Raw genomic sequence first — 21,438 nt, forward strand, 5'->3', positions numbered from 1 at the left:
GAAAAACAGTCGGCGCGGACCGGGGTCAAGCACGATTGGCACGCAGTCAACGGACATTGCGGCGCCGTCCTATACTGGAAGCGGGCCGCCAGGACGGCGGACAGAGGAGTCAATCATGAATTTTTCGAAGACAGCGGTGCTGGCCATGACGATGGCGCTGGCGGCCTGCAGTACGCCGCAGCAGCGCGCCGAGCGCATGCAGGCCGAAATGGCGGAGCTGATGACCATTTACGGTCCGGCCTGCTCACGCCTCGGCTACGCCGAGAACAGCGACCAGTGGCGCCATTGCGTGCTGCAGCTCAGTACGCGCGAGGAACTGCGCCAGACTGGTCCGACCTACTACGGCGGCTGGGGTGGACGCTACTGGCGGGGCGGGGGCTACTGGGGTCCGTACTGGTAAGCAGGCGCTGCGCGAAAGCGGCCTTGGTCAGCGCCGTGCGCTGCGCCAGCATACGCTCGACCGTGGCCTGCGCATGGCGCAGCAGGCGCGGATAACGCAGGTCGGGCGGATGCAGGCTGAGGCGAACCAGGGGCCGCCGCGCCAGCACCAGGGCCAGCAGGTCGGCCAGCACGGGCGAAGCCAGCCGTCCGCTGCGGTTGCGCGCCGCATACACGAGCGAGGGCGAGAACAGCGTTGCCGGATCCTGCGCGCCTGCGTGGGCCGCGCGGCGCAGCGGGTGGAAATGCCGGAAGCTGGTGGTGTAGTCGAAATCGAAGCCGCGCAGCGCCTGCCAGGCGCCCTCCCCCATCAGCCAGGCCGGCGGCACGAAGCCGCGCACCGGCCAGCCGCGCGCGGCGAACCAGTCGAGTCCGCACTGGATGCGGCGCGCCGCTTCGGCCGCGCTCAATGCCGCGAATTCGCCTTCGCGGCTGTAGCTGCCGCGCAGGAAACGCTCAGCCAGGCGAGTTGCGCGCGGGGCGGTATCGAGATGGGTGAAGCCATGCAGGGCCAGTTCGTCGCCGCGCGCCAGCGCCTGCGCCAGGCCTGCCTCCATCCGGACCGCGTCGCCGCCGGGGCGGTGGTAGTGCGGCACCACCAGCCAGGTGAGCGGAATGTCGGCCACCTCGCGCACGGCCTCGGCCAGGCGGGCGCAGGCGTCCCAGGTGGCGGGGGCCACGTCGTGGATCGACACGCATAGCGCGGCCGCGCGCGTATCCACGGCGGCGTGTGCGGTGTCGCGTTCCGCCCCTGCGGATTCAGTCGGGAACACAGATACGCTCCGGCGCGGGACGCACATCCGCCCGCGTCGCCAGCAGGCTGCCGTAGCGGTGCATCAGCTGCGGAAAGACCTGGTTCCAGTCGTAGCCTTGCGCCTTGCGCCGCGCCTGCGCGCCCAGACGCGCCAGGTCGCGGCCATACATGGCCTCGATCGCGCCGGCCAGGCTGGCGGCGTCATCCGGACGGGCCAGCAGGCCGGTTGTTTCATCCACCAGTTCGGCAACCCCGCCGCCGTCCGCGCCCACCACCGGCAGGCCGCAGGCCATGGCTTCCAGCACGATCAGGCCGAAGGTCTCGCAATCGCCCGGATGCACCAGCAGGTCGCAGCTGGCCAGCACGCCGGCCAGCGCGCGCTGGTCGCGCCGGAACGGCATGAAGCTCAGCTGCGGGTGGCGCGGCAGCGCATTCCCTCCACCCACCAGCAGCAGGTGGTAGGGCGGGCCCAGGCGGCGCACCGCCTCGATCAGGGAGCCCAGTTTCTTGTCGGCCGTGAAGCGGCCGGCATAGACCAGCAGGCGGGTGTCCTCCGGCAGGCCCAGTTCGCGGCGCAGGCTGGCGCGGCGCCGGTCCGGATGGAACACCTGGCTGTCGATGCCGAGGGGCTGGTGCAGGACCTGGGTCACGCCCATCTCGGCCAGCTGCCGCACCATCAGCCGGCTGGGTGCCAGCACGGTGTCGAATTCGCGGTACAGGTGGGCCAGGTAGCGGCGAGTGCCATGGAACAGGGTGTCGCCGAAGCGGTTGCGCACCAGGCGCGGCAGGTCGGAGTGGTAGAAGGCGATGGCGGGGATACCGAGCTGCTGGCGCAGCCGCAGCGCGGCCCAGGCGCAGTGCCCGGCGTCACCCGCTTCGATCAGGTCGGGGCGGGCTGCGCGCAGGCGGCGCGCGGCGGCGGCCACCGACAGTGGCATACGGTAACCATTGATGCCCGGCAATGACACGGCGGGGACCCGCACCAGGCCGGGACCGTCGTCCTCGCCCACGTTGGGGCTGAGGATCGTGTGCCGCGCCCAGCCGAAGCGTGCGAGCCAGCGCGCCTTGGCATTCAGGTAGGTGCTGACACCGCCACCTTCGGCGGCATAGAACATCGTGATGTCGACAAGATGCATGGTGGATCCGCTGAAAGTGCCACGATAGCAGCGGCCCACCACCCGGGCTTGCGCGCACGCAGCCTGGCGGGTTCTGCTACCGGGTCGTCTTGCAGGGGATTATGCGCTGCGGCGATCGAGCATGGCGCGCGCTATCGTACCGGCGTCGACATACTCGAGCTCGCCCCCAACGGGGACGCCGCGCGCCAGCCGGCTGACCTTCAGGCCGCGCGCCTTCAGCATCTCGCTGATGTAGTGGGCGGTCGCTTCGCCCTCGTTGGTGAAATTTGTGGCGAGCACCACTTCCTCGACCACGCCATCGCCGGCGCGGCCGACCAGCTTGTCGAGGTGCAGGTCGCGCGGGCCGATGCCGTCCAGCGGCGAGAGCCGCCCCATCAGCACGAAGTACAGGCCCTTGTAGGTCAAGGTCTGCTCGATCATCATCTGGTCGGCAGGGGTTTCGACGACGCATAGCAGGGCCCGCTCGCGGCTCTCGTCGGCGCACAGTTCGCATACCTCGGTGTCGGAGAAGGTGTTGCACATGGCGCAGTGGTGCACGGTGTCCACCGCCTGGTAGAGCGCGCGCGACAGCATGGCCGCCCCTTCGCGGTCATGCTGCAGCAAATGGAAGGCCATGCGCTGCGCCGACTTGGGACCGATGCCGGGCAGGCGCCGCAGCGCCTCGGTCAGGAAGTCGAGCGACCTGGACATGGCGAATTCCCGCTTAGAAAGGCATCTTGAAGCCGGGCGGCAGCGGCATGCCGGCGGTCAGGCCGCTCATCTTCTCGCTCGCGGTGGCTTCGGCCTTGCGCACGGCGTCGTTGAAGGCGGCCGCGACCAGGTCTTCCAGCATGTCGCGGTCGTCGCCCAGCAGCGAGGGGTCGATGGTGACGCGCTTGACGTCGTTCTTGCAGGTCATCACGACCTTGACCAGGCCGGCGCCCGACTGGCCTTCGACTTCGATCTGGGCCAGCTGCTCCTGCGCCTTCTTCATGTTGTCCTGCATGGCTTGCGCCTGTTTCATCAGGCCTGCGAGCTGGTTTTTCATCATGGTCGGTTTCTCCAATAAGTTCCGGATGGGTTAAGTATTTCTCAGGCGGCTGCCGGCTTCACCGAGCCGGGCACGACGAAGGCGTCGAACGTGCGTTCCATCGCCTGCACGAAGGGATCGGCGGCCACCAGGGCTTCGGCCTGGCGCTGGCGCTCCTCGCGCGCGGCCTTGGCCTCGGCCGCGGCGGTGTACCAGACCGGGCCGATCTCGGTATCGAGGTTGATCCGCACCTGCGGAAAATGTTCCTGCAGGGCGGCGCCGAGCTTTTCACTGTTGCCGCTGGCGCGCAGGGTATCGACCGGCACCCGCAGGCGGAAGGTCGCGGCGCCCTCGTGCGCCACGCAGTCGATCAGCTCGGTCTGCAAGGCCAGCTGCTGGGCCACGCCGCGCAGCGGCAGGTTGGCGGCCAGCGCCGGCCAGTTGCCGTCCCAGCCGATGGCGGGTACCGGCGTGACGACGTAGGCGTGCGGCGGCGCGGCCGGCGCGCGCGCCTGCACCGGCGCGTTCGCCGCCTGCGGCGCACCGGTCACGGCGGGCGCATCGGCGGCCACGGCGGTATCGTCGGAAAACTCGGTGACCCAGGACGGCGGCTCGTCCTCGGCCGGCGCCGGCCGCATGCGGGCCTGGGGCGCCTGCCGCTGCGGCTGGGCCGCCTGCGGTGGCGCCGCGTCCCATGGAGGACTGGCGCCAGGTCCGGGCCGGGCGGCCGCAGCATCCTGCTGCGCGGCGGACGGGCCTGGCGCGGACGGCGGCGCGGACGGCGCCGGGGCTGCTGGAGCGGTGGCGGGGATGGCAGCCGGTGCGCTGGCGGGCGGCGCCTCGGCGCGCGGCCTGGCGCTGCCGCCGCCGTTGCGGCCGGACGCGGCACGCGCCGCTTCCAGCGCCGCATTGATCGCGGCGCGCGCCGAGCTCATGGCAGGAGCCGGGCTGGAGGCAACTGGCGCAGGCTCCGGCGCTGCCTGGGCCCGCGCCTGCGGTGCGGCTGGCGGCGCTTGACGCGTCGGAGCCGGCACCGGCGCCGACGCCACCGCATGGCTGGCCGCGGCCACCGCCGCCGCGCGCGCCGCCGGGGCTGGGGCCGGACTGGCGCCGGCAGCCGCAGCGGGAGCCACCGCCTGCTCGGCACCACCCTGCCCCGGACGGAAAGCGAGCATGCGCAGCAGGGTCATGGTGAAACCCGCGTATTCGTCCGGCGCCAGGCCGATCTCGTTGCGGCCATGCACCGCGATCTGGTAATACAGCTGCACTTCCTGGGCGTCGAAGGCCTGCGCCAGGCGCAGGATGTCGTTCAGTTCCGGCAGGTCCTGGGGCACCGCCGAGGGCACCGACTGCGCCAGCGCGATCCGGTGCAGCAGGGTGCCGAGGTCCTGCAGCGCGCCGTTGTAGGACAGGCTGCGGCTGGCCATCTCGTCGGCCACCGCCATCAGGTCGGCACCGTCCTGCGCCAGCAGTGCGTCCAGCAGGCGCACCAGGTAGGACTGGTCGAGCGCGCCCAGCATGCCCTGCACGGCTTCCAGCGTGACCTGCCCGGCGGCATAGGCGATCGCCTGGTCGGTCAGCGACAGCGCATCGCGCATCGAACCGTGGGCGCCTTGCGCCAGCAGGCGCAGGGCCGGCTGCTCATAGGTGACGCCTTCCTGACCGAGGATGTTTTCCAGGTGGCCGACGATGTGGCCGGGCGGCATCTGCTTGAGGTTGAACTGCAGGCAGCGCGACAGCACCGTGACCGGGATCTTCTGCGGGTCGGTGGTCGCGAGGATGAATTTCACGTGCGGCGGCGGTTCTTCCAGCGTCTTCAGCATCGCATTGAAGGCGTGGTTGGTGAGCATGTGCACCTCGTCGATCATGTAGACCTTGAAGCGCGCATTGCTCGGCGCGTACACCGCCTGTTCCAGCAGCTGGGCCATCTCGTCGACCCCGCGGTTGGAGGCCGCGTCCATCTCGATGTAGTCCACGAAACGCCCGGCGTCGATCGCGCGGCAGGCTTCGCACTGGCCGCAGGGCTCGGGCGTGATCCCGCCCTGCCCGTCCGGGCCCACGCAGTTGAGCGACTTGGCCAGGATGCGCGACAGCGTCGTCTTGCCAACCCCGCGCGTGCCCGTGAACAGGTAGGCGTGGTGCAGGCGGCCCGTTTTCAGCGCATGGGTCAGGGCACGGACGACGTGCTCCTGGCCGACCAGCGTGTCGAAGTTCCTGGGACGGTATTTGCGGGCGAGGACTTGATAGGACATGCCGCGATTTTACCGCAGTTGAGGCCCGGGGCGAATTTTCCCCGGCGTGCCTACAGACAATATCAGCGGGCCGCGAGGGCCGGACGGGCGGCGGCGGCCAGCTGCAGCCCCGGCGCCGGCTCCCCCAGTCGGAACACGCTGACCACCTCGGCCAGCTGGCGCGCTTCTTCTTCCAGCGCATCGGCCGAGCTGGCGGCGCCCTCCACCAGGCGCGCATTGTCGCGCGTGGCGGCGTCCATGGCGCCGATCGCCTCGCCGATGGCGGCAATGCCGCCCGCCTGCGCCCGACTGGCGCTGCTGATGCCGGAGATCAGGGCCGAGACCTGGCGCACGCTGTCCACCACCTGTTCCATGGTGGTGCCGGCCTGGCGCACCAGCTCGTTGCCCGCCGCGACCTCGGCCACCGATTCGCCGATCAGCGCCTTGATCTCGCGTGCCGCCACTGCCGAGCGCTGGGCCAGGTTGCGCACTTCGCCGGCGACGACGGCGAAGCCGCGCCCCTGCTCGCCGGCGCGGGCCGCTTCGACGGCTGCGTTCAGCGCCAGGATATTGGTCTGGAAGGCGATGCCGTCGATGACCGTGATGATGTTCGCGATCTTGCGCGCCGAGGCATCGACCGCCGTCATGCGCTCCACCGCGCGGCCGACCACGGCGCCGCCCCGCGCCGCGACCTCGGCGGCATTGCCGGCCAGTTCGCTCGCGGCGCTGGCGCGGTCGGCGTTCTGGCGCACGGTGCCGGTCAGCGCGTCCATCGAGGCCACGGTGGCATGGATCGACTCGGCCTGGGCCCGGGTGCGGGCGGCCAGTTCGGCATTGCCGGCGGCCATCCGGACCGCGGTGACGCTGGTCGCCTGCACGCTGCGCTGGACGCTGGAGAGCGCCTGCTCGAGCATGCTCACCACCTGGCGCAGCGCACGCCCGCTGTCGCTGCCGGCAGGCAGGCTGTCGGCGCGCAGGTCGATCCGGCCGCCTTCGTTCGCCATCGCGGCCACGCTGGCGCGCAATTCGGCCGACTGCAGTGCCTCGCGCCGCAGCATCCCGGCCAGCACGCACAGCACCGCCGTCTCCGCCACTACATAGGCGGCATGCACCAGCACATTGGCAAGGCCAGGCTCGGCCAGGCAACGCACGCCGAAGCCGAGTTCCTGCAAATAGTTGAACGACAGGTGGTGCACGGCCGCGGTGGCGGCGGCGGTGACGATCACGGCCCAGTCGCGGTAGACCAGCAGGAAGGCCAGCAGCACGAAGATCCCGAAGTGCAGCTCGCTGCGACCAGCCGCCTGGTGGATGTGCAGGGCGCAGAACACCATCATCGCCACCCCGACCATCAGGCGCGTCGGCCGGCTGCCGCCGCGCACGAGCATTGCCAGGGTGGGCAGCAGGGCTGCCGGCAAGCCGACCAGCACGGCCCAGGACAGGGTGTCGTGCAGGCTGGACAAGGCCAGTCCCAGGACAAACAGAATCCACAGGATGGCGCACATCAACCGGTCGGCCTTCCACTGAGCCGCCTTCAATACATCGTCAACGCTGTACGGCACCACACTTTCTCCTGGCAAAGACAAAACCACTATTCAATCAGAATAGAAATTTCTTAGAGGAAATTGTAAACCGTGCGCGAGACAAGAGGGGTTCATGCGTGACGAATAACAACACCTGGACCGATTGAACGACAGGCGATCGAACGGATGGCAGCCGCCTGGATGGCTGGCGATGCTAGAGCAAGGACGCTGGCGAAGGGAGAAGAGAAAAGAAGAAGACCGGAGAAACGAAAGAGGCGAGCCTGATCTGCGGCACTTGCGGTGAACGGCTTTGGCTGCTTCGTTCCCGACCTGACCAGGTAAACCATGCCGCAATGCGCAGGGGCCCGCCAGCGGCCATTATACCCGACCCCATGGTTTTTGGGGCCGGATCTTGCAAGGACTAGGCGCGATCCTTCAGCAGCGCCAGCAAGGCACGCGCGGCCTCTTCGGACGATGCAGGATTCTGCCCCGTGACCAGGAGGCCGTCGGTCAGGACATGGGGCTGCCAGTCATCCGTCTTGCTGTACTCGCCGCCGTTTTTCACCAGCATGTCCTCGACCAGGAAAGGCACGACCCCGGTCAGGCCCACCGCCTCCTCTTCGGTATTGGTAAAGCCGGTCACGCGCTTGCCCTTGACCAGCAAATCGCCATCCACGCCCCTGACGCGCGCCAGTACGCCGGGGGCGTGGCACACGGCCGCCACCGGCTTGCCGGCCGCGATCATGGCCTCGATCAGGCGAATCGACTCGGCATCCGTGGCCAGGTCCCACAGGGGGCCGTGGCCGCCAGGATAGAACACGGCGTCGAACGCTTCCGCGCGCACGCCCGACAGGGTCACCGTCTGCGCCAGCGCCTGCTGGGCCTGCGGGTCGGCGCGAAAACGCCGGGTCGCCTCGGTCTGGGCGTCCGGTTCGTCGCTCTTCGGGTCGAGCGGCGGCTGGCCGCCCTTGGGCGAGGCCAGCGTCAAGCGCGCGCCGGCATCCTTGAACACATAATAGGGCGCGGCGAACTCTTCCAGCCAGAATCCGGTTTTCTTGCCGGTGTCGCCGAGGCGGTCGTGCGAAGTCAGCACCATCAGGATGTTCATCCAGCCTCCAATGCAGGTTCGTTGGGAAAAGGGCAGTCTAGCCGCCCCCTGCCCCGCACGACGCACGGGAGCCGGACTACAGGCCCAGCGTGCCCCAGATGTCGTCCACGCGCGCCTTGACTTCCGGCGTCATCGCGATCGGCACGCCCCATTCACGGTTGGTTTCTCCCGGCCACTTGTTGGTGGCGTCGATCCCCATCTTGCTGCCCAGGCCACTGATCGGCGAAGCGAAGTCGAGGTAGTCGATCGGCGTGTTGTCGACCAGGACCGTGTCGCGGGTCGGGTCGACCCGGGTGGTAATGGCCCAGATCACTTCCTTCCAGTCGCGCACGTCGACATCCTCGTCCACCACCACGATGAACTTCGTATACATGAACTGGCGCAGGAAGCTCCACACCCCGAACATCACGCGCTTGGCGTGACCCGCGTACTGCTTCTTCATCTGCACCACCGCCATCCGGTAGCTGCAGCCTTCCGGCGGCAGGTAGAAGTCGGTGATCTCGCTGAACTGCTTCTGCAGCAGCGGAATGAAGACTTCGTTCAGCGCCACGCCCAGCACCGCCGGCTCGTCGGGCGGCTTGCCGGTATAGGTCGAGTGGTAGATCGGATCGCGCCGCATCGTGATGCGGTCGATGGTGAACACCGGGAAGCTGTCCTGCTCGTTGTAATAGCCGGTGTGGTCGCCGTACGGACCTTCGAGTGCGTGCTCGAAGCCGGACGGGTGGTTCGCGTCCGGGTAGATATGCCCTTCCAGCACGATCTCGCTTGACGCCGGTACCCGCAGTTCGCTGCCAATGGCCTTGGTGAGCGCGGTGCGCTGGCCGCGCAGCAGGCCGGCGAACTGGTATTCGGACAGGCTGTCCGGTACCGGCGTGACGGCGCCCAGGATGGTGGCCGGGTCGGCGCCCAGCGCCACCGCCACCGGATAGGGCTTGCCCGGATTGGCCAGCGCATGCTCGCGGAAATCGAGGGCGCCGCCGCGGTGCGCCAGCCAGCGCATGATCACCTTGTTGCGGCCCAGCACTTGCTGGCGGTAGATGCCCAGGTTCTGGCGCTTCTTGTGCGGTCCCTTGGTAATGACCAGGCCCCAGGTGATCAGCGGCGCGACGTCGCCCGGCCAGCAGTGCTGGATCGGCAGGCGCGCCAGGTCCACGTCCTGCCCTTCCCAGACGATCTCCTGGCAGGGGGCGCCGCGCACTTCTTTCGGCGCCATGTCCCACACCGCCTTGACGAGCGAACCCAGGCCCATGATGTCCTTGAAGCCCTTGGGCGGCTCCGGCTCCTTCAGGCGCGCCAGCACGTGGCCGATCTTGCGCAGTTCACCCACGTCCTCGGCGCCCATGCCGAGCGCCACCCGGCGCGGGGTGCCGAACAGGTTGCCCAGGACGGGAATCGTGTGTCCCGCCGGCTGCGCAAACAGCAGGGCGGGGCCTTCGGCGCGCAGGGTACGGTCGCAGATTTCCGTCATCTCGAGGTGGGGCGAGACCGGTACACCGACCCGCTTGAGCTCGCCCATGCGCTCGAGTTGCGCCATAAAATCCCGTAAATCTGAATATTTCATCAAGTTTTGATCGTTATCTCGTCAGTAGAAGCTGGTTCAAGGCAGCATGCCAAGTAGCTGATTTTGCAAGACTTTTAAAAATTTCGGCTTGGCAATCAGACCTAAAAGTAATAAGAGCGGATCGTGCTAGGGTTGACTTGGTATAAGCGAGCCACTAGAATCCGTCCTACTTGATGAGGCAGGCAAATCTTTCCGACACGATTTTAGCTGTTCTCATGCATTCACGGGGTCGGGGCCCCACATGACATTTTTGAGGAGTGTTTTCACTGGGCGTCTGCCCAATCCCCCGAGACAGTTGTTGAGCCACTGGTTCCACCCGCCTGGGTTTCAAAGCAGCCAGCTGTAGCAAGGCAATGACGGCGTTAGTCGGCCGCGACGCGGCGACCTACGATATTTCTGATGCACGGCAATCAGTTACCCGACACAGCGCGTATTTGTTTACACGCCGTGACAGGAGTCCTTTTTGCCGCGACAAGGGGAATTCGATGATCCATCGTTTCATCACGAACGCAAGGTTCGTGCAATCCATGGCCAGCCAGCCAATCACGTGGTCTTCCGTGAGCAAAACGGCACGTGGTGTCTTGAACACCGCACGCAACACCCTGAGCATTTTCGGTCTTTCCGCAGTTGCCATGCTGGCCCTGCTCTTTACCAACGAAGACCTCGCCAAGCGTGTCTCCGATGTGCTGGATCCACAGCCTGCCGTGGTCGCCGCGGCGGATACGGCCCCGGTCGTGGTGGCGCCGGTCACCGCGCAGGCGTCGGCCCCGGCCGCGTCGAAGCCGATCGATAGCCAGTACATCGGCAACAGCAAGCAGCAGCAATGGGTCACCAACTGGCTGAGCAAGCGCTACCGCGTCGCCAGCGACGCCGCCAACATGCTGGTCTCGACCGCCTACATGACGGCGCATGAGGTCAAGCTGGATCCGCTCCTGATCCTGGCGGTGATGGCGATCGAATCCGGCCTGAACCCCTTCGCCGAGAGCGCGATGGGCGCCAAGGGCCTGATGCAGGTCATGGCCAAGGTTCACCATGACAAGTTCGAAAAAGTGGGTGGCCAGCAGGCGGCGCTGAATCCGGCTGCCAACATCAAGGTCGGCGCCCTGATCCTGAAAGACTACGTCAAGCGCACCGGTTCCGTCGAAGGTGGCCTGAAGACCTATGTCGGCGCCGCCGACCTGGAAAGCGATTCCGGCTATGGCGCCAAGGTGCTGGCCGAGTACAAGCGCCTGAAGATGGTGGCGCGCGGCCACAAGGTGCCGACCAGGAATCCGCCGGCACCGGCTGCACCGGCCCCGACCGTCGTCGCGAAGCAGTCGCCCGCCGCCAGCCCGGCCACCGAAGCGCCGGCAGCCGCCCCGGCCAAGGCCGAGATCCAGTCGGAAGCGCTGGCGACCCTGTAAGCCGGACGGACACACTCCTCACCGACAGCCACCGCCTTGTGCGGTGGTTTTTTTGCGTTGGAGAGGCGGCCCTGATCACAGGGACGATGGACGCGCGCACGGCAGCCGTGCAACGACCAATAGACAAAAAAAACCACTGGCATGGCCAGTGGCTTCTATATAGATAGAGGAAAGCTTGCGCTCAGCGGCGCGCGTCCGCCCCCACCTCGTCCGGACGCAGGTTTGAAGCCAGCTTGTCCAGCACGCCGTTGACGTACTTGTGGCCATCGATGCCGCCGAAGGACTTGGTCAGCTCGACCGCCTCGTTGATGACCACCCGGTAGGGGATCTCCGGATGGTTCTTCAGCTCGTAGGCGCCCAGCAGCAGGACGCCATGCTCGATCGGCGACAGCTCGGCGATGCCGCGGTCGATCAGCGGAGCGATGGCTTCGCGCAGCTCGACCGAGGTGGCGATGGCGCCGTTCAGCAGTTCGCTGAAGAATTCGCCATCGGCCTTGTCGAAGCCGTGCGCGCCGCGGATGTTGGTCACGACCGTGCGGGCCGGTTCATTGTTGAGCAGCCATTGATACAGGCCCTGCAGCGCGAACTCGCGCGCGCGGTGGCGCGGGGTGCGGTTCTTGCTCGGGTTGGCATGCGTGGTCTTGTCGGTCATGTGTTTACTTCCTTATTCTCGCTGTTACTCTTCCTCAGCCTGCAGCTCTTCCAGCGCGAACAGCAGGTTCGACATCTCGACCGCGACGCGCGCCGCCTCCAGGCCCTTCTCGGCCATGCGGGCCTCGGCCTGCTCGTCGTTCTCGGTGGTAAGGATCGCGTTGGCGATCGGCATGCCGTAGTCGAGGCCGATGCGGGTGATGCCCGCGCCCGATTCGTTCGAGACCAGCTCGAAGTGGTAGGTCTCGCCGCGGATCACCGCGCCCAGCGCGACCAGCGCGTCGAACTGCTGGGTCTCGGCCATTTTCTGCAGCGCCAGTGGCACTTCCAGCGCACCCGGCACGGTGATGTGGAGGATGTCCTCGTCGGCCACGCCCAGGCGCTTCAATTCGGCCAGGCAGGACGACAGCAGGCCGTGGCCGATGTCGGCGTTGAACCGTGCCTGCACGATGCCGATGCGCAGGCCTTCACCCGCCAGATTGCTTTCAAAAGTTCCTACCGTCATGGCTGACCTCTTCTTCTCGATTGGTATGTAGCTATATTAGTGTGATTTCGCGTGCGGGCGCGCCGCATCACGCGCTCGGCTGCGGCAGGTAGCCCGTGACTTCCAGGTCGAAGCCCGTCATCGACGGCATCTTGCGCGGGTTGGCCAGCAGCTGCATCTTGCCCACGCCCAGGTGACGCAGGATCTGGGCGCCAATGCCATAGGTGCGCAGGTCCATCGAGGCCGCGCGGGCGGTCCTGGCGCTGGTCTCGCGCGGTGCGAACTGGGCGAACAGCTCGTCGGCGGTCTCGCCGCAGTTCAGCAGCACGATGGCGCCGCTGTCGCCGGCCTGCACCGTCTTCATGGCCGAGGCCAGGTCCCAGGAGTGGGTCGAGGCGCAGTTGCCGAGCACGTCGAGGATGGACACCGGCTGGTGCACGCGCACCAGGGTTTCCTTGTCGCGCGCGATCTCGCCGTGCACCAGGGCCAGGTGAGCCGCGCCGCTCGGCTTGTCGCGGAAGGCGAGCAGCTTGAACTCGCCGTAGGGCGTGTGCAGCTGGCGCTCGGCCACGCGCTCGACCAGGCTTTCGTTCTGGCTGCGGTAGTGGATCAGGTCGGCGATGGTGCCGATCTTCAGATTGTGTTCCCTGGCGAATTCCAGCAGGTCCGGCAGGCGCGCCATGGTGCCGTCTTCCTTGATGATCTCGCAGATCACCGAGGCTGGGGTCAGGCCGGCCATCTCGGTCAGGTCGCAGCCGGCCTCGGTATGGCCGGCGCGCATCAGGACGCCGCCCTTCTGGGCGCGCAGCGGGAAGATGTGGCCCGGCTGCACCAGGTCGTCCGGCGTCGTGCCCTTGTTCACGGCCACCTGGATGGTGCGCGCGCGGTCGGCCGCGGAAATGCCGGTCGTCACGCCCTCGGCCGCTTCGATCGACACCGTGAAATTGGTGCCGAACGACGTGCCATTCTTCGACGTCATCATCGGCAGGGCCAACGCGTCGCAGCGCTCCTCGGTCAGCGTCAGGCAGACCAGGCCGCGCGCATGACGGATCATGAAATTGATCGCTTCCGGTGTGACGAAGTCGGCGGCAAGCACCAGGTCGCCTTCGTTTTCACGGTCCTCTTCGTCGACGAGAATGACCATGCGCCCTGCGCGCAACTCGGCAACAATTTCCTCGGTGCTGGAGATAGACATACGGGATTTCCTTGAAACGGGGGGATTTTTGCTTAATCCGCTATTTTAAAGGATTTACCGCCTTTCAAGCGATGGCGGATGTTTGTCACAGCACGAGACCGCCGATTCGTCAATCATTGTTGCCATCAGGCAACAATGCAAGATAGCGATGCATGTCAGGAAATATATTTGTTAAGCTCTAATTTCCTGCACGCAACGAATCAACCTCTGTGTCGTTAACTCGATTATGATAAAAATACTACGACTAAAAATGTCGTTGCGGCTATTTGCTGACGGCACTGCCGTCCCGACCGGAGTTGCCATGATGTTACTTCGCCCTGTAGATAGTCGCTGCGCGGCCCCGATAGAAAGGTGGCACCGATGGCCACGATCCTGATCGTCGACGACAGGCCAAGCAACCGCGCCTTCCTGCATGCGCTGCTGGGCTATACCGGCCATCGCCTGCTGGAAGCGGAAGACGGCGCGGGAGCGCTGGCCCTGGTGCGCGCCGAACTGCCCGACCTGGTCATCACCGACCTCCTGATGCCGGTCATGGATGGCTATGAACTGGCGCAGAAGATCCGTGAAGATGCGCGCCTGCGCGACATCCGCGTGATCTTCTTTTCCGCCGTCTACGCCGAACGCGAAACCCAGGCGATGGCGGCGCGCTGCGGCGTCGCCACCGTCCTGCCCAAGCCGGCCGATCCGCAGGACATCCTCGATGCCGTGCAGGCCGAACTGGGCGTGACCGCCGGCACCACGCCATTGCCCGCGGCGCCAGAAAATGACCGCGCCCTGCCCTTCGACCTGAGCGCGCGCCTGAGCGAGCTGGAGCGCATGTGCCTGGCGCTGATCGGTGAGCGGAGGGTCGAGACCCTGGCCGCCTCCTTCCTCGACGCCGCCCGGCGCGTGCTGCACGCCGACTGTGCCGCCCTGTGCCTGCTCGAGCGCGACGAACGCAGCGTGCGCCACCTCGACACCTGGTCGCTCGACAGGGGTTTGCTGGCCGCGCACGCGCTCGACGAGACCCACCTGCCCGGCATGCTGCTGCGCGCCCGCGCCCCGCTGCGCCTGGCCAGCGGCGACCCGGCGCTCGACAGCCTGCCGGGCTGCCACCCGCCGCTCGGCAGCTTCCTCGGCTTGCAGGTGCATGACCTGCAGCATCCGCACGGCTGGCTGTACTGCGCGCGCAGCCCAGGCGGGCCCGCCTTCAGCGACGAGGAAGAGCGCTGGGCCAGCGCCCTCGCCGCCCAGCTGGCGGTGGCCTACGAGAACCTGAACCTGTACGACGTGGTGCAGCGCCACGCCGCCCAGCTGCAGCTGGAGGCGCTGGCGCGCGCCGACGCCGACGCCGCCCTGCGCGAGAGCGAGCACCGGCTGGAACTGGCGCGCCAGGTGTTCGACAGCACCCAGGAAGGCATCATGATGACCGATGCCGACGCCAACATCGTCGCGGTCAATCCCGCCTTCGAGGACATTACCGGCTACCGCGAGGCGGACGTGCTGGGCCACAACCCGCGCGTGCTGCGTTCGGGGCGCCACGACGCCACCTTCTACCGCGACATGTGGCACTGCCTGGAAAAGGACGGACAATGGCGCGGCGAAATCTGGAACCGCCGCAAGAACGGCGAGGTCTATCCCGAGCGGCTCAGCATCAGCGCCGTGCGCGACGAATCCGGCCGGCGCACCGCCTACGTCTCGGTGTCGAGCGACCTGTCGGCGCTGAAGGCGGCCCACCACCAGCTCGACTTCCTGTCAAACCACGACGCGCTCACCCTGCTGCCGAACCGCTCGCTGTTCAACGACCGGCTGCAGCAGGCGATGGCGGCGGCGCGCCTGGGCGAGGGCCAGCTGGCGCTGTTGCTGTTCAACGTCGACCGCCTGTCGCGTATCAACGACAGCCTCGGCCATGCGGCCGGGGACGCCGTGCTGCGCGAGGTGGCGCGCCGGGTCGGCGAGATCGCCGGTCCCACCGACACCCTGGCGCGGCTGTCCGGCGACGAGTTCGTGCTGCTGCTCACCAGTTGCCAGGACAATGAGGACATCATCCTCGCCGCGCGCCGCCTGATCGACGCCATCGCCCAGCCGCACGTGGTGGGCGGGCACGACATCGTGGTCACGGGCAGCGTCGGCATCAGCATCTTCCCGCGCGATGGCGGCGCGCCGGGCGACCTGCTGAAGGCCGCCGACGCCGCCCTGGGCGACATGAAGCGGTCGGGACGCAATGGCTTCCGCTTCTTCAAGGGCGAGATGAATGCCCAGGCGCTGCGCTGGCTGGCCCTGGAAACCCGGCTGCGGCGCGCCATCGAGCGCGAGGAGCTGGCGCTGCACTACCAGCCGCAGATCTCGCGCATCGACGGCAGCGTGGTTGGCATGGAAGCCCTGCTGCGCTGGCGCAGCGAGGAAATCGGCGCGGTGCCGCCGGGCGACTTCATCCCGCTCGCCGAGGATACCGGCCTGATCCATCCGATCGGCGAATGGGTCATCCGCCGCGCCTGCTTCCAGAACAAGGCCTGGCAAAATGCCGGCCTGACGCCGGTGCGGGTGGCGGTGAATGTCTCGGCCAACCAGTTCAAGTCCGGCGCGGTGTGCGCGATCGTGCGCAAGGCCCTGGCCGACAGCGGCCTGGCGCCGCGCTACCTGGAAGTGGAGCTGACCGAAAGCGTGATGCTGGGCGACAGCGCCGCCGCCGAGGCGCAAATGGCCGAGCTGCGCGCAATGGGCGTCTCGCTCTCGCTGGACGACTTCGGCACCGGCTACTCCTCGCTCGGCTACCTGTCCCGCTTCCCGCTCGACAAGCTCAAGATCGACCAGACCTTCGTGCGCAACATCACCACCGAGGGGCGCAGCGCGGCCATCGCCCAGGCCACCATCGCGCTGGCCCAGGGCCTGTCGCTGTCGGTGGTGGCCGAGGGCGTGGAGACGGTGGGCCAGCGCGATTTCCTGGGGCTGATCGGCTGCGACGTGATGCAGGGCTACCTGTACAGCCGGCCGGTGCCGGCGCACGAGATGGCCCAGCTGCTGGCCAAGGGACGCGTCGCCGTGTGAATGGCTATCCATGTCCCTGAGCCTGTGTACCTACGCAACAGTTTCCTCGGGCACGCACGGTAAAATGCGTGCTCGCCCACAGAATTGGATCTTCGATGAGCAAGTATTTCGTGCGCGGCCTGTGCATGGTCGCCATGCTGGTCGCGCACCCGGCGCTGAACGCCAAGCCGCCGGCCGCGGCGGCGCGCGCCACCGCGGCCGCCTCCGCTATTGCGCCACTGCGCCTGGACGCCCCGATTCCGGTCGGACCGCAGGTCAAGGTGGGCAAGCTCGCCAACGGGCTGACCTATTACATCCAGCGCAATGCGCGCCCGGAACGCAAGCTCGAGCTGCGCCTGGTGGTCAAGGCCGGTTCCATCCTCGAGGACGAGGACCAGCGCGGCCTGGCCCACTTCGTGGAGCACATGGCCTTCAATGGCTCGACCCATTTCCACAAGCATGAGCTGGTCTCCTACCTGCAGAGCATCGGGGTCGGCTTCGGCGCCGACCTGAACGCCTACACCTCCTTCGACGAGACGGTCTACATCCTGCCGATCCCGACCGACAAGCCGGAACACGTGGCCAAGGCCTTCCAGGTGCTGGAAGACTGGGCCCATGGCCTGCGCTTCGACCCCGATGCGATCGAGAAGGAACGCGGCATCGTGCTCGAAGAGCTACGCCTTGGCAAGGGCGCCTCGGACCGCATGGGCAAGCAGATCATGCCGGCGATCTTCAACGGCTCGAAATACGCCGAGCGCCTGCCGATCGGCACCGAGGAGGTGCTGCGCAGCTTTCGGCCCGAGGCATTGACGCGCTTCTACCGCGACTGGTACCGTCCCGACCTGATGGCGGTGGTGGTGGTCGGCGACATCGAGCCGGCCCGCGCCGAGCAACTGGTCAAGTCGCATTTCGCGCGCCTGAAGAATCCGGTGCCGGCGCGCCCGCGCCCCTATGCCGAGATCCCGGCGCGCCAGGCCACCGAAGCCCTGGTCGTGACCGACCAGGAAGCCACCGGCAACGCCGTGCTGATCCGCTATCCGGTGCAGCCGGTGGTCGAAGCCGGCACCATCCGCGCCTACCGCGACGACCTGGTGCAGGCCTTGTTCTCCAGCATGCTGAACCAGCGCCTGCAGGAGCTGTCCCAGCTGCCGGAACCGCCCTACATGGGCGCCAGCAGCTCGCTCGGCAAGCTGACCCCGCGCTACCGTTCCTATAACGCCTCGGCCGCGCTCGGTCCGCGCGGCGCCGAAGCGGCCCTCACCGCCCTGGTCGAGGAGAACGAGCGGGCGCGCCGCTTCGGCTTCAGCGCGGCCGAGCTGGAGCGGGTCAAGAAGAGCCTGATGCGCAATTACGAGCAGGCCTGGAACGAGCGCGCCAAGAGCGACTCCGCCACCTACGCGGCCGAATACATCCGCAATTTCCTGCAGCAGGAGGCGATTCCCGGCATCGACACCGAATACCGCTACGTGCGCGAACTGGTGCCCGGCATCACGCTGGAAGAACTGAATGCCTATGCGCGCCGCACCATCCCGGCCGATTCCGGCAAGCTGGTGCTGTACACGGGCGTTACCCGGCCCGACACGCCCCAGGGTGCCCAGCTGCTGGGTACGGTGGCCAGCGCCGAGCGTGCCCGGCTGCATCCGCACGACGACAAGGCGGTGGCCACGCGCCTGATGGAGCGCCCGCCCAGGGCCGGCACGATCGTGTCCGAGACCCATGACAAGGCGCTCGGCCTGACCCGGCTCGAACTGTCGAACGGCGTCAAGGTAATCCTGAAATCCACCGACTTCCGCAACGACCAGGTCTTGATGAGCGCCGCCCGCTTCGGCGGCCAGAGCCTGTTCGGCGACCAGGACATCCTGAATGCGCGCTTCGCCAACGCGATCGTGGCCAGCATGGGCGTGCGCGAGTTCAGTCCGCTCGACATGCGCAAGATCCTGGCCGGCAAGGCGGCCCAGGTGAACGTGGGCCTGGCCAACTACACCGACGTGGTGGTCGGCGCCTCGGGCGCGACCGACATCGAGACCATGCTGCAGCTGACCTGGCTGAAATTCCAGGGCGTGCGGCGCGACGAGGACCTGTTCAAGTCCTACGTCGGCAAGCAGGTCGAGCAGGCCAGGAACCAGACCGCCCAGCCCGGCGCGCGCTTCGGCGACGCTGTCATGGAGGCGCTGTACAACAAGCACCCGCGCGCCCCGCGCACCTTGCGCGCCGAGGAGTACGAGCAGATCGACCTCGACCGCAGCATCGACATCTTCCGCGAGCGTTTCTCGTCGGCGCGCGATCTTGGCTTCATCCTGGTCGGCAGCTTCGACCTGGCCGCCATCAAGCCGCTGCTGGCGACCTACCTGGGCAGCCTGCCGACACCGGAACTGACCGTGGCCTACCGCGACGTCGGCCTGCGCCCGGCGCAGGGCGTGGTCAAGCGTGAAGTGCGCAGCGGTTCGGAACCGAAGAGCACGATCTCGCTCACCTTCACCGGCATGGCCGAGTTCAGCGAAGCCGAGCAGCTGCGCCTGTCGGCCCTGCTCGAAGTGGTGAACCTGCGCATCATCGACGTGCTGCGCGAAAAGATGGCTCTGATCTACGGCGGCGGCGCATCTGGCGTGTTGAGCAAGATCCCCTACGGGAACTATTCGATCGGCGTGACCCTGCCGACCGGCCCGGAACACGTGGACAAGGTGATTGCGGCGACCTTTGCCGAGATCGAGAAGCTGCAGCAGGACGGGCCGGACGCGGCCGATCTCGACAAGGTGAAAAGCAACTGGATCCAGAACCACCGCCGCTCGCTGCGCGAGAACGGCTACTGGCTGGGCCACCTGCAGACGGCGCTCAGCGAAGGCACCGATCCGGCCGCGATCCTGCAGGTGGAAAAACAGGTGCAGGCGCTGTCAGGCGCCGACATCCGCGGCGCGGCGCGGCGCTACTTCAACCAGCAGAACTACGTGCAGGTGGTGCTCAACCCCGAAACGCAGGCGGCGACGACGATGGCGGCCTCGGGCGTCCAGGCCGCGGCGCCGGCCCCGCTCCCGGGAGGCTGAGGGTGCGGGCGGGCAGCCGCCCCGCCCCGTTCCTATCCCTGCGCCTGCACCGACAGCATGCGCTCCACGTAGCGCGCGATCAGGTCGATCTCCAGGTTCACACGCGATCCGGCATGCAGGTGCTTCAGGGTAGTCACCTCGATCGTGTGCGGAATCAGGTTGATCGAGAAGCGGCAGACCTTGCCGCCGGCCGTGCCACCCTCGACATCCTCCACATCCTCAACCCGGTTCACGGTCAGCGACACGCCGTTCACCACCACCGAACCCTTGTAGGCCAGGAACCTGGCCAGTTCCCAGGGCGCGTCGATGACCAGTTCGCGCGATTCACCTACCGGTTCGAAGCTGTGCACCGTGCCCAGGCCATCCACGTGGCCGGACACCAGGTGCCCGCCCAGGCGCTCAGCCAGGGTCAGCGCCTTTTCCAGGTTCACTTCACCCACGGCATCCAGGCCGGCGGTCTTGTTCAGGCTTTCGCGCGAAACGTCCACGCTGAAGCTGCGCCCGTCTTTCTCGACCACGGTCATGCAGGCGCCATTGATGGCGATCGAGTCGCCCAGCGCGACGTCGGCCAGCGGCAGCGGGCCGGCGTCGACTGCCAGCCGCACGCCGGCGAACGAGCCGCCCACCAGGGGGGTGACCGATGTGATCTTGCCGACTGCGGCGACGATTCCAGTAAACATGCACTTATTCCTCAGGGTTGATAGCGGTGGCGGCCGGGGCGAACCTGGCCAGGATGCGGATGTCCTCGCCGACCCGCGCCAGGTCGTGGAAGCGCAGCCTGCGCTGCTCGGCCAGGCGCGCCAGCGGCGGCAGCGCGAACATGCCCATGCCCGGCCCGATCAGGCTCGGGGCCAGGTAGACCAGCAGTTCGTCGACGCAGCCTTCGCGCAGCAGCGAGGCGTTCAACCTGGCGCCGGCTTCGACGTGCACTTCGTTGATGTCGCGCCGGCCCAGCTCGCGCATCAGGGCCGGCAGGTCGACCTTGCCGTGCGGGTTCGGCAGCAGGATCAGTTCGTGGCCGGCGGCGCGCAGCGCCGCCTCCTTGCCAGGGTCCGCGCTGGCGGCCACGATCCAGCATGGGGCGCCCTGCAGGATGCGGGCGCCGGGCTCAATTTCCAGGCGGCTGTCGACGATCACGCGGCGCGGCGGCAGCGGGGTATCGATGCCGCGCACGGTGAGCTGGGGATCGTCGGCCTTGACGGTGCCAATGCCAGTCAGGATGGCCTGGGCGCGCGCGCGCCAGGCATGGCCGTCGGCGCGCGCCTCGGGGCCGGTGATCCACTGGCTTTCGCCATCGGCCAGCGCGGTGGCGCCATCCAGGCTGGCGGCCACCTTCAGGCGCACCCAGGGCAGGCCGCGCTGCATGCGCGAGAAGAAGCCGATATTCAGTTCCCGGGCCCGTTCGGCCAGCAGGCCGGCGCTGACCGCGATGCCGGCCGCTTCCAGGCGGGCCAGGCCGCGGCCGGCCACCAGCGGATTCGGATCGGTCATGGCGGCCACCACCCGTCCCAGCCCGGCCTGCACCAGCGCATCGGCGCAGGGCGGCGTGCGTCCGTGGTGGCTGCATGGTTCCAGCGTGACGTAGGCGGTGGCGCCGCGCACGTCGGCACCGCGCGCCGCGGCATCGCGCAGCGCCTGGACCTCGGCATGGGCCAGTCCGGCCGGCTGGGTATGGCCGGCGCCGATCACCACGCCGTCGCGCACGATCACGCAGCCGACCCGCGGGTTGGGCGCCGTGAGGTACATGCCCTTCCCGGCCCAGGCCAGCGCCAGTGCCATGCCTTCGCTGTCGCTGGCGATCCTTGTCTTGTCGTTCGCTGCCGTGTTCGGTTCTGCCATTGCCTCGTCCAGCCATTCAGCCATTCAGCCATTGCCGCGCTGGCGCTCGCCCTGCCTGCCCT

General features: G+C 67.6%; 18 protein-coding genes and 1 other RNA gene. 4 read left to right on the forward strand and 15 right to left on the reverse strand.

What is annotated here, in order from left to right:
• Positions 1-115: 115 nt before the first annotated feature.
• Positions 116-400, forward strand: coding sequence for a hypothetical protein (locus tag LCI23_RS17610; RefSeq protein WP_224947753.1), 285 nt, complete (start codon positions 116-118; stop codon positions 398-400).
• Here LCI23_RS17610 and LCI23_RS17615 read toward each other — a convergent pair.
• From LCI23_RS17615 to LCI23_RS17660, 10 genes are all read right to left on the reverse strand, one after another.
• The gene (locus LCI23_RS17615) at positions 300-1,211 is read right to left on the reverse strand and encodes a DUF2334 domain-containing protein (protein WP_224947754.1); all 912 of its coding nucleotides are present in this window, start codon (positions 1,209-1,211) and stop codon (positions 300-302) included. The genes LCI23_RS17610 and LCI23_RS17615 overlap by 101 nt on opposite strands.
• The gene (locus LCI23_RS17620; RefSeq protein WP_224947755.1) at positions 1,198-2,328 is read right to left on the reverse strand and encodes a glycosyltransferase family 1 protein; all 1,131 of its coding nucleotides are present in this window, start codon (positions 2,326-2,328) and stop codon (positions 1,198-1,200) included. The genes LCI23_RS17615 and LCI23_RS17620 overlap by 14 nt, the downstream gene beginning before the upstream one ends.
• Before the next feature lie 99 nt (positions 2,329-2,427).
• The gene (gene recR / locus LCI23_RS17625) at positions 2,428-3,018 is read right to left on the reverse strand and encodes a recombination mediator RecR (RefSeq protein WP_224947756.1); all 591 of its coding nucleotides are present in this window, start codon (positions 3,016-3,018) and stop codon (positions 2,428-2,430) included.
• Positions 3,019-3,031: 13 nt separating this feature from the next.
• Positions 3,032-3,358, reverse strand: coding sequence for a YbaB/EbfC family nucleoid-associated protein (locus tag LCI23_RS17630; protein WP_121561271.1), 327 nt, complete (start codon positions 3,356-3,358; stop codon positions 3,032-3,034).
• A 41-nt stretch (positions 3,359-3,399) separates the two neighbouring features.
• The gene (locus tag LCI23_RS17635; RefSeq protein ID WP_224947757.1) at positions 3,400-5,589 is read right to left on the reverse strand and encodes a DNA polymerase III subunit gamma/tau; all 2,190 of its coding nucleotides are present in this window, start codon (positions 5,587-5,589) and stop codon (positions 3,400-3,402) included.
• Positions 5,590-5,651: 62 nt separating this feature from the next.
• Positions 5,652-7,127, reverse strand: coding sequence for a methyl-accepting chemotaxis protein (locus LCI23_RS20645; RefSeq protein WP_224947758.1), 1,476 nt, complete (start codon positions 7,125-7,127; stop codon positions 5,652-5,654).
• Between the two features lie 232 nt (positions 7,128-7,359).
• Positions 7,360-7,458, reverse strand: an RNA gene (gene ffs, locus LCI23_RS17645) — signal recognition particle sRNA small type.
• Positions 7,459-7,509: 51 nt separating this feature from the next.
• Positions 7,510-8,196, reverse strand: a complete 687-nt coding sequence (locus LCI23_RS17650) for a type 1 glutamine amidotransferase domain-containing protein (RefSeq protein ID WP_224947759.1) — start codon at positions 8,194-8,196, stop codon at positions 7,510-7,512.
• Positions 8,197-8,272: 76 nt separating this feature from the next.
• The gene (ubiD, locus tag LCI23_RS17655; RefSeq protein ID WP_224947760.1) at positions 8,273-9,757 is read right to left on the reverse strand and encodes a 4-hydroxy-3-polyprenylbenzoate decarboxylase; all 1,485 of its coding nucleotides are present in this window, start codon (positions 9,755-9,757) and stop codon (positions 8,273-8,275) included.
• A gap of 385 nt (positions 9,758-10,142) precedes the next feature.
• On the reverse strand, positions 10,143-10,391 hold the full coding sequence (locus tag LCI23_RS17660) for a hypothetical protein (RefSeq protein ID WP_224947761.1): 249 nt from the start codon (positions 10,389-10,391) through the stop codon (positions 10,143-10,145).
• On the opposite strand from LCI23_RS17660, the gene LCI23_RS17665 reads away from it, so the two are divergent.
• The gene (locus LCI23_RS17665) at positions 10,390-11,160 is read left to right on the forward strand and encodes a transglycosylase SLT domain-containing protein (protein ID WP_224947762.1); all 771 of its coding nucleotides are present in this window, start codon (positions 10,390-10,392) and stop codon (positions 11,158-11,160) included. The two genes, LCI23_RS17660 and LCI23_RS17665, sit on opposite strands and share 2 nt — an antisense overlap.
• 181 nt (positions 11,161-11,341) lie before the next feature.
• On the opposite strand, the gene nusB is transcribed toward LCI23_RS17665, so the two are convergent.
• The 3 genes from nusB to ribBA all read right to left on the reverse strand — a co-directional run bounded on the left by nusB (position 11,342) and on the right by ribBA (position 13,490).
• Positions 11,342-11,812, reverse strand: a complete 471-nt coding sequence (nusB, locus tag LCI23_RS17670) for a transcription antitermination factor NusB (RefSeq protein WP_224947763.1) — start codon at positions 11,810-11,812, stop codon at positions 11,342-11,344.
• A 24-nt stretch (positions 11,813-11,836) separates the two neighbouring features.
• Positions 11,837-12,316, reverse strand: a complete 480-nt coding sequence (gene ribH, locus LCI23_RS17675; RefSeq protein ID WP_224947764.1) for a 6,7-dimethyl-8-ribityllumazine synthase — start codon at positions 12,314-12,316, stop codon at positions 11,837-11,839.
• 67 nt (positions 12,317-12,383) lie between these two features.
• Positions 12,384-13,490, reverse strand: coding sequence for a bifunctional 3,4-dihydroxy-2-butanone-4-phosphate synthase/GTP cyclohydrolase II (gene ribBA / locus LCI23_RS17680; RefSeq protein ID WP_224947765.1), 1,107 nt, complete (start codon positions 13,488-13,490; stop codon positions 12,384-12,386).
• Between the two features lie 360 nt (positions 13,491-13,850).
• On the opposite strand from ribBA, the gene LCI23_RS17685 reads away from it, so the two are divergent.
• Positions 13,851-16,517, forward strand: a complete 2,667-nt coding sequence (locus LCI23_RS17685; protein WP_224947766.1) for an EAL domain-containing protein — start codon at positions 13,851-13,853, stop codon at positions 16,515-16,517.
• Between the two features lie 95 nt (positions 16,518-16,612).
• A complete protein-coding gene (locus tag LCI23_RS17690) occupies positions 16,613-19,537 on the forward strand; it encodes a pitrilysin family protein (RefSeq protein WP_224947767.1) in 2,925 nt (974 codons plus the stop codon).
• A gap of 32 nt (positions 19,538-19,569) precedes the next feature.
• Here the strand turns inward: LCI23_RS17690 and LCI23_RS17695 are convergent, their stop codons facing one another.
• Positions 19,570-20,217: a riboflavin synthase gene (locus tag LCI23_RS17695; RefSeq protein ID WP_224947768.1), complete on the reverse strand. Its 648-nt coding sequence runs from the start codon at positions 20,215-20,217 to the stop codon at positions 19,570-19,572.
• 4 nt (positions 20,218-20,221) lie between these two features.
• Positions 20,222-21,376: a bifunctional diaminohydroxyphosphoribosylaminopyrimidine deaminase/5-amino-6-(5-phosphoribosylamino)uracil reductase RibD gene (gene ribD / locus LCI23_RS17700; RefSeq protein WP_224947769.1), complete on the reverse strand. Its 1,155-nt coding sequence runs from the start codon at positions 21,374-21,376 to the stop codon at positions 20,222-20,224.
• Between the last annotated feature and the right edge of the window lie 62 nt (positions 21,377-21,438).

The organism is Massilia sp. MS-15 (assembly GCF_020176695.1).
In the GTDB taxonomy this organism is placed as follows: domain Bacteria; phylum Pseudomonadota; class Gammaproteobacteria; order Burkholderiales; family Burkholderiaceae_D; genus Telluria; species Telluria hydrophila.